We start from the raw sequence: 5,115 nt of genomic DNA, 5'->3' as shown, positions 1-5,115 counted from the left end.
ATCTCGCCAACTCTAAGGTCTCGGGGTTATGCAGAAAGATCCCCAACCAAAGGCGCGGGAAAACAAACATCGCAATTCCAAGGAGTAGCAAAATGACGCTGGCTACTTTGACCACATCCCAGCCCCAACGATAAGCATCCTCGATATCTGACCGGCCCATTGCCTGCCCAACCAAGGTCGTTGAAGCAAGCCCGAAAGCGATAGATGGTAGAATTGCCACAAGCATGAGATTAACCAAAACATTCGCCGCGGCGGTCTCGGCGGTGCCCACTTGACCGATGATCCAAAACAACACCGTATAGCCGGTGGCAAAAAACAACTGCTGCAGACTGTTGGGAATGGTCAACCGTAAGAGCGACCGTAACACCGGCCGGGTGCAGCGCTTCATGCAAAAACCCTGGTGTTTGGCGTGCTTGAAACCAAGGTAAAAGTAATAACCGCAACCCATAAACATACTTGCAGTCGTACCCACTGCAGCACCTTGAGTCCCCATTGCTGGAAAACCCCAGTTACCGAAAATAAATATATAGTTCAGCAAAATGTTCGATGAATGGATAAAGACCAACGTCTTGAGGTAAAGAACGGACCGGTCGGTGCCATTCCAAAAACCGCGAAATGACATATTGATTCCAACGGCGGTAATCGTCCACACACGTAACTCAATGTAAGGCACGCCCATGGCCAAAACATCAGGGTCTTTATTTACCCAGGTGAATATGGTTTCGGCACTAAGCCAATAGAGCGTAGACAAAATGAGCCCACTGATCACAGCCACAATCAGTGCACCGTTTAGCGCCGTTGCCACATCCTTGGTATTACCCTCTCCAACACGTCTCGCCACGATTGCCTGTACGCCTGTGGACAAACCCATCACCACCGAAACGGCCATGAATGCGATAAAGCTCCCGGTACCGACCGCAGCCAGCGCAACGTCCCCAAGGCTTCCAACCATCGCCGTATCAACAAGATTGATGACGTTTTGTGAGATCATCCCACCAACAATAGGGAGTCCCAAACTGAGAATTCTTTTATAACGTTTTTTCTGGTCTGTGGAAATTGCATACGACATGACGTAAGACATACCCCGAGGGACCCTCATCGGAAAGCTAATTGTACGATATTATTGAGATTTAAAGAAGCCAGAGCCCGAAGACCCTTTCCATAAACATCGTTCCCAGCTAACCTGCTGGCATGAAAAACTTTATTCTCTGGACGTCAACGCTGTTTCTCTTCGCCTGCGCATCTACCCCTTTACCGCAAGCACCGTCCATTCAGTACTACTTAAGCTCCTCACAACCTGCGTGCGAGGGCCTCAAGGATTGTCAATCAAGGTGCGACCAAGAACAACAAGGGCGTGCCTGCCTTGAATGGGCGCTCTACGCACTCAGCGCCACGACCAGCTCCGGCGATGTCGACCAAGCCCTCTCACAAGAAAGCACGAACCAACCATTTGTATACGCGGCGGGGCTTCTTAAAACGGCTTGCCAAAACCAGGACGCATTAAGCTGCCTTGATCTTGGAAACTTACACCTTCAAGGGCTGGGCGTACCTTTAGACCAAGCCAGTGCCTTAAAATACTTAGACATTGCCTGCACGGACGGCGTGGCTGATAGCTGCACACGGCTTGGGATGCTTTACCAGGAAGGCGTCGCCGTTGCCCCAGATGCCGAGCGGGCTACCAAACTCTTTAAGACGGGTTGTACCGCAGGTCACGAAGCCGCCTGTTCGCTGCTTAAAGAACTTAACTAGAGCGGTAAACCAAGGCCAACTAATGCCTGTCGTAATTCTTCTGAGCCCTCTCGGGACGCGGGTACTGAGCCTGACACCCATCCCCTTTTTTTAGAAGCTTCAACGTTCAGCAATGAGTCATCTACAAATGCTATTTCATGGGGAAGTAAACCCAGCGATTCTTCCACAGATTGGTAGATAAGGTCGTCAGGCTTTACCAGCCCCATCTCGAATGACAAAAAGCAATGGTCCTTACTCGCCAAGGACACCGCCGAAAGGGCCGCCAACCTACCCCAATGACTTGCACAGGTATTTGAGAGAACCGCGGTCTTAACGCCTATGGCTTGCACGTCTTTAACCACTTGGGCTGCGCCAGTGTATTCCTCGCGCAAAATTGCGTCGTGCGCCGCCAACAAAGTTCCAAGGTCTACTTTATTATCGAGCTGTTCCGATATCCTCATAGCCAAGATCTGCCGGCTGATGGAGCCAGCATGATACAATCGATTGGCTACGTTGAATGCATCCGGGTTTTTTAATTCGGGAATCTCTCCGGTCCAACCAACGGCTAGGATGGCCGATACGAGTTCATGATGGATGCGCACAAGTACGCCACCGATATCGAATATAAGAACCTTAACATCACTCATCATTTGAGGATATCACCAATGCTCTCAACGTCTTCTTTTTTACGGTGCAGCCAAAAAACGAGTAAACCGAGCACAATAGGTAAACCAACGGCAAGCCAGGCAGGAGAACCCATGCCGTCTAAAATCATCCCTGAAGTAAGCCCAACGACCATCCCCACTCGAATAGCTTGCCTTGTGATATTCACGGCGAGGCTAACCCAGATGGTCCCCAATGCCACACATAGGCCGGTCCACAATGCGGTATCCTGCGGGACTCCCAATTCTTTGGCAGACTCGTCAGCCGTCAAAAGGCATAACCCGTAAGTCAATCCGAAAATGAGACCACCAAGCACCATGCCAAACACCCAAGTTCCTAAGCTGAAGTTGCTTGCATTTTCCTGCTGAGGCTCTTCCTGTGGCGCGTCTGTCATATCGTATCCTGTCATCTACATAAGACGGTCGGCTCGGCTACCGGCATCGGCGCCGTCACGGGCCATCTTGTAGGGTTCGTCTAGCAGCTCATCGATCGCTAGAGTAAGCTGCTGGGCGGCCCCCTCAAGCTTCGCATCATGTGCGCGAGCTTCTTTTGTAAAAGGCTTAAAAGGTTCGTCGATTCGAAAAGGCGCGAATGCATTATCCACCGTAAGAGGCTGACCGATTCGATAAGTTACCGTGCCGCCCTTCGCCCACGGGTTACCCGTTGGATATATCTTCTCGCATCCATTACTGCCGACCGGAACGATTGGAACATTGTGCCGAAGCGCAAACTGAATCATCCCCGTTCGAGCAGGCAACAAGCGCACTGACCTGGTACCTTGCGGAAATACGATGACATGATTTTTCTTTTCATGCAGCGCTTCGAGTGTACGGTCTTCAACAGCGCCCATCAGGCGGTCGTTCCAACGATTAATGAACTCGAAGTAACCTTCATTGCTTGGGTCGAAGTCGCCTCTTCGTTTTGTGAGGAGATGTCGAACATCGTCCGTCGCTTTATCGAGGGCTTCTTCCTGGCCAATTTTCGCGTCCGCTAAATCTCGCACAACGCGATACTCATCGTCGGACATTTTACGCTCTAAAACCGCATAAGCATCTTTTAAAATGACATAGCCAAGGCTTGGCAGTGGAAGATTGTTACAGAGGTCGAAAAAACGGCCCAGAAGTTTATTCTCGTAATATTTTGCCTTAACCCAAGCCAGGGTCATTCGCTCATATCCGGTACGCCATAAGTCGTACTGCAGAGGCCAATAGTTGTAACGGTCGGTATGGTTGAGCGCGAGCATCACACCTTGGTCCGATGGTAGATTCTCTAGGCCCTCAATGACGATATTGGTTTTAGACGGCACTTCGTACATGACGCCTAAGATATGCGCCACGGTACGCTGGCCCAGGGGCCGCGCACTGATTTTCACTCGTCGCAGATGTTGTTCATCAACCATCTTTCCACTCCAGTAAACTGGTTTCCTCGGCGGATACCATCTCGTCAGGTCGTGCGCACTGCCTTTTGGCATGATGAATCGTTAAATTCAGTGCCGCTGCCTTAACTGCGCCCTAAGATGATCGCTCTCGGTCTACGGAATTACGACCACGTGGCAGGCGCCTGACGCCACAAAGTAACCAGCCGAACCCCCATAAATGCAGACCATGCAGCCCACAGAACATGGTTGTTCTCGAGCATCGCCGCCAAGCCCGCTAAAAGGAGGAATGAGGCTACTGCGAAAAGCATGGACCGCCTCATCGGACCGCTCAACGTAAGTCCAATAAAATAGCCATCAAGTGCATAGGCCAAGGCCCCCAACCCGACCACGGGATAGAGCCAATACATGTATTGGCCAACGGTATCTAAAATCATCTGGTGATCCGTCATCACGCCAAACATTGTGTTCGGGAATGCCACGAAGGCGGTGACAAGAATGATGCCAGTAATCTCACTCGCCCACATGGTTAGCGTGAGCAAGCTCTTCAAGTTTTTCTTGTCACCTGAGCCCGCGTAAATGCCAGCCAAACTTTCCGTAGCGTATGCGTAGCCGTCGATAAAAAATGACGCGATAGATAACACTTTTAACAGTACCGCATTGGCCACCAAAATACCTGTACCCAAAAGCGCACTCCCATTCGTAAAGACAGCAAAAGCAGTCTGAAGCGCAATGGTACGAACCATCATATCGCCATTTAGACCAAAAAGGCGCTTCCACGCTTGTCGGTCCCAAAACTCAGAAAACACAATTTTAAGAGGTGCACTTTTGCCGAGACGAGCCATCATAACAATGCCCATGGCGAGCATAATATATTGACTAAGGGCAGTGGCCCAACCGGCGCCAGCGCTTGCCAAATTCAATTCGTAAATAAACCAGTAGTCGAGGACGATATTCATACCGTTTCCCACAGCGCTTAGTACCAGTGCATCCTTGCTCCGCTCTCGCCCTAACAACCACCCTATCAAAACGTAGTTAAATAGAACCGCCGGTGCCCCAAGAATTCGAGCGTCAAAATACTCCCGCCCGGAGAACTCAACTCCTGCTTCACCACGAAGCATCCAAAAACCGAGGTCTGCAATGGACGATTGAAATAAGACAATCAGCAACGCTAAAGAGGCGGCGACAAACAAACCACGCCACAGCACTCTGTCCACCGCAATAAAATCATTCGCGCCAAGAGATTGCGCAGTGAGCCCGGTGGTGACCATTCTCAAAAAGCCGAATGACCAATAGAGGTAATCAAAAAGAACTGAAGCCAGAGCCACACCAGCAAGGTGCGTGATGCT

The 5,115-nt window shown here is 50.6% G+C and carries 6 protein-coding genes; 1 reads left to right on the top strand and 5 read right to left on the bottom strand.

The window, feature by feature from the left end; translation table 11 throughout:
- Positions 1-1,069: MATE family efflux transporter (locus HOK28_04720; protein ID MBT6432371.1), on the bottom strand; the 1,069-nt coding region annotated here is incomplete at its 3' end.
- Between the two features lie 122 nt (positions 1,070-1,191).
- On the opposite strand from HOK28_04720, the gene HOK28_04715 reads away from it, so the two are divergent.
- Entirely contained in the window at positions 1,192-1,749 is a 558-nt protein-coding gene (locus HOK28_04715; protein MBT6432370.1) for a sel1 repeat family protein, read from the top strand.
- On the opposite strand, the gene HOK28_04710 is transcribed toward HOK28_04715, so the two are convergent.
- The 4 genes from HOK28_04710 to HOK28_04695 form a co-directional block, all read right to left on the bottom strand.
- Positions 1,746-2,378, bottom strand: coding sequence for a hypothetical protein (locus tag HOK28_04710; protein ID MBT6432369.1), 633 nt, complete (start codon positions 2,376-2,378; stop codon positions 1,746-1,748). The two genes, HOK28_04715 and HOK28_04710, sit on opposite strands and share 4 nt — an antisense overlap.
- Positions 2,375-2,785 (bottom strand): hypothetical protein, encoded by a 411-nt coding sequence (locus HOK28_04705; protein MBT6432368.1) that lies wholly within the window; start codon positions 2,783-2,785, stop codon positions 2,375-2,377. The genes HOK28_04710 and HOK28_04705 overlap by 4 nt, the downstream gene beginning before the upstream one ends.
- Before the next feature lie 15 nt (positions 2,786-2,800).
- Entirely contained in the window at positions 2,801-3,790 is a 990-nt protein-coding gene (locus HOK28_04700; GenBank protein MBT6432367.1) for a 1-acyl-sn-glycerol-3-phosphate acyltransferase, read from the bottom strand.
- A gap of 140 nt (positions 3,791-3,930) precedes the next feature.
- On the bottom strand, positions 3,931-5,115 hold a 1,185-nt coding region (locus HOK28_04695), incomplete at its 5' end, for an MATE family efflux transporter (protein ID MBT6432366.1).

The organism is Deltaproteobacteria bacterium (assembly GCA_018668695.1).
Classification (GTDB): Bacteria; Myxococcota; XYA12-FULL-58-9; order XYA12-FULL-58-9; family JABJBS01; genus JABJBS01.
This window is presented reverse-complemented; position numbering and strand designations above follow the sequence as displayed.

Coding starts and splice junctions, on each gene's coding strand:
- HOK28_04715 (MBT6432370.1), top strand. CDS start 1,192: ATGAAAAACTTTATTCTCTGGACGTCAACGCTGTTTCTCTTCGCCTGC.
- HOK28_04710 (MBT6432369.1), bottom strand. CDS start 2,378: ATGATGAGTGATGTTAAGGTTCTTATATTCGATATCGGTGGCGTACTT.
- HOK28_04705 (MBT6432368.1), bottom strand. CDS start 2,785: ATGACAGACGCGCCACAGGAAGAGCCTCAGCAGGAAAATGCAAGCAAC.
- HOK28_04700 (MBT6432367.1), bottom strand. CDS start 3,790: ATGGTTGATGAACAACATCTGCGACGAGTGAAAATCAGTGCGCGGCCC.